The organism is Paenibacillus xylanivorans, from assembly GCF_001280595.1.
Taxonomy (GTDB): domain Bacteria; phylum Bacillota; class Bacilli; order Paenibacillales; family Paenibacillaceae; genus Paenibacillus; species Paenibacillus xylanivorans.
In genome coordinates, this window is the sequence record NZ_LITU01000033.1 from 70512 (window position 1) to 73481 (window position 2970).

2 protein-coding genes are annotated in these 2970 nt (G+C 42.3%); one reads left to right on the forward strand and one right to left on the reverse strand.

Features of this window, described 5'->3' with window-relative positions; all coding sequences use genetic code 11:
- Nucleotides 1–260 precede the first annotated feature (260 nt).
- Nucleotides 261–662 carry a DUF3888 domain-containing protein gene (locus tag AMS66_RS03800; RefSeq protein ID WP_053779518.1) on the forward strand — a complete coding sequence of 134 codons (402 nt, stop codon included), beginning with the start codon at nt 261–263 and terminating at the stop codon, nt 660–662.
- Nucleotides 663–832: 170 nt separating this feature from the next.
- Here the strand turns inward: AMS66_RS03800 and AMS66_RS03805 are convergent, their stop codons facing one another.
- Nucleotides 833–2158, reverse strand: a complete 1326-nt coding sequence (locus tag AMS66_RS03805) for a PepSY domain-containing protein (protein ID WP_053779519.1) — start codon at nt 2156–2158, stop codon at nt 833–835.
- Nucleotides 2159–2970: the final 812 nt, after the last annotated feature.

The following is a 2970-nucleotide window of genomic DNA, read 5'->3' on the forward strand; positions in this document are numbered from 1 at the left end:
GTTATCTAATATTATTATGACAGAACTGATGTGGCGAGATAAATAAACAATTTCCTTATTTAAAGATTTTTATATTAGGAAACAGGTTCATGGGATGTAGGCAAGAACTGAGTGTCATTGCTGAAAAGATTGAAAATAGGGTACCATAGTCGATTAGAACATTTGTCTGTTTTATTATGCTAACGGGCAGGATAACATAATAAATTCTCTTCATTTAGTAAAAGCTACCCTTAAAAATGCTGAGGATGAGGGTTTTAGAAATGAAAAGATGTATCGGATCACTGCTAATAGTCAGCATTTTCTTTTTGACAATACAGCCCGTTTGTGCAAAGCCAAACGATGAACCATTGAAACGGCTTGTACTTACTTTGTTAGCTCCAAAAATACAGGAACAGATTAACCAATACTATACAAGTAAATTAACTGTATCACCTACGTTTGCGCCTTTTTTGGATGGAACTGATGTAGACGTTAGATATCATTCTTCGCATATTGTTGTTCAGGTTAAAACAATCCCGTACGTAGGACCTCATTTGGATGTTGGACTCGACTCGATGAGGTTTAGTATAGATAACTCCGGATTAGTAGTGGTTTTTGAGTATAAGCACATTAGGGATTATGACTTGCCTCCTAACTGGCAAGAAATTATTAAAACTCGTTAAACTAACGGGAAACGATAGTTCAATACTCTAAGAAGGTAACCGATTCTCATTTTTTATGTGGGGCTCTCGGTGACATAAGTAAGTAACAAAGAAGGTGAGCCAAGATTGACACGCAAAAATTAAAGCAGCCCGCAGCAAAGGTATTCGTGGGGCTGCCTTTTCAATTGTGGTTATAAGTTGTAATTAATGCCTTCGCCAGCCCCTGTGTCGGCGTTGATGTATACATGAGAAACGCCTTCGATCCCAGTGACGGGAAATGCATATACGAGCTTATCGTTGCGGAGCTCCAGCTTTGGCTTACCCGAAACGTTAACTTTTGGACCAAGCTTCGATGAGGCTTGCTCCGCTGTAAGCTTCGGGTGAATGGGGAAGGTTTTAATGTAATGGGTAAAATACTTAGACGCATCAAAGCTCTTTAACGCACCGGTACGCCGATCAAATTGCCATACGACTTTCATCTGTGTAATGGAAACTTGCTCCCGGACCGGAATATACGTGAGATAAATGGAGGTTTCTTTTATCTCTTTCGCTACTAATGTCAGACGTTCGTCAGACCAGCGAGCCATCCAGGTGTCCGCAACCTCGACAACCTGCTTTAAATCCATAGATTGCTCTACATCTCCTTTTTCGGAGATCGAGCCCTTGCGTCTCACTTGGAGCACGTGTCCGCTTTTACTCAGTGTTGCAATATAGGAGCTGGTTGGTTTCCCATCGGTGTCCGATAAATTGAAATCCATGACTTCTCCGAACTCGGGGCCGATCCCGCCGGAGGACATGTGGACGATTTGCTTACCTACTCCTTTATTCCAAGCCTCGCCCATGAAAATTTTCGCTTTGGCCGCAAGCTCCGTAGCCTTGTACGTGGTTTCCCCGGCGAACACGGTTCCTGGCTTCAGAGGTATGTAAGGATTCTGGTTGTACAGGAACTCGTTAAAGGCTTTATTGCCGGACGTAAAGACCGAGTCGAGTTGAGACAAGGCCTCTTCCATTTCGGTCGAAATCTGTTGTATATCTGATAAAGAAGAATCAACAGCTTTCTTTCTCATCTGCTCGAGATACGGTAGGACGGTCCTCGCGAACGTTCTCAAGCGCTGAATTTGTTCTAATTGATCCGGGTTGAGCGACATTCCCTTCTCGCTGGCGGGATAGGCCAAGTAGCGGCTGCCGTCCGTGATAAATGACTCATACGAGGACCAAGATGTAAAGTTCATTGTAACGGATCCGATCCTTACATATTCCAAGATAAAATTGGCATGTTCAATTGCAGATTGAAGTGCTGCTTGCCGATCTGCAATCGTAGATGCCGCAAGAGCCTCCGCAAGCGCATAGTCGAAATCGCGCAGGTAGATCGCTTGCATATGCGACCAGTATTGCGTATTGCGCTGTTGTTGCTGCTTCCATTGTCGATTATCCTGATGCTCGGTATAACTGAAATACGCGCCTGCTAATGTCGTCACGCAAAGCAGGCCGATGATGGATTTGGTGCGAATGTTCATGTCAATTAAAACTCCCGTCTTTGTCTTCATAATGCTTATCCACTTTAACAAAGATGAGAACACAGTTTAATGAGTAAATTTTACCAATACAACGCTAGTCCATTGCGCCAACTCTTCATGCATGAGGCTGATGAAAAGCACATTAGAGGTGGGAAATAGTATCATTAAGGCGTTAGATTCCTATTTTTGAATTATCTCTTCAGGAACACCTACAGTGACGACTTCAAGTGTCTCATAGTTAATGAGGAGGAACACTTCTGTATCTTTATCTTCTGTCAAATGTCCATATAGCCCAACGTCCGTCCCGAGATCGGGAGGATTTAACTTGTGGCGTGTAAATTCAACGTTGAGATTGTATTTTTCTTTAAAGTGTGTTTCTCCTGCTTCTATAGCCTTGTTGATCGATTGAGTATTTTCGCGTGAATCAGATACGAAACTAAACTACAACATCCCATGATTAGGACAAAACAAACAAAAATTAATACATTCAAAGATTTATCTTTTCGTATAATGTCCATTCCTTAGATCTATCATGATATGGGTATATTACTATATTTTAAGTTTGAGCGTACATAGAGGAGACGGATGTGACCCCTTACACGTATGCAATGATTCACAGACGGTAATCACCCAGAGCCTTCGACAGTCATGGCGAGCACGACGCAGGAGACGATCGAATAGGTTAATAAATAACTCCGCATACCCACTACATTTAGGGATATCGGAGTTCTTTTTAGATTCAACCCTGTGAGTTTACTTTACAGTGCTTCAGTTGTCGAGGGATAAGAACATTGTTCCATTCAAAGTCGCTA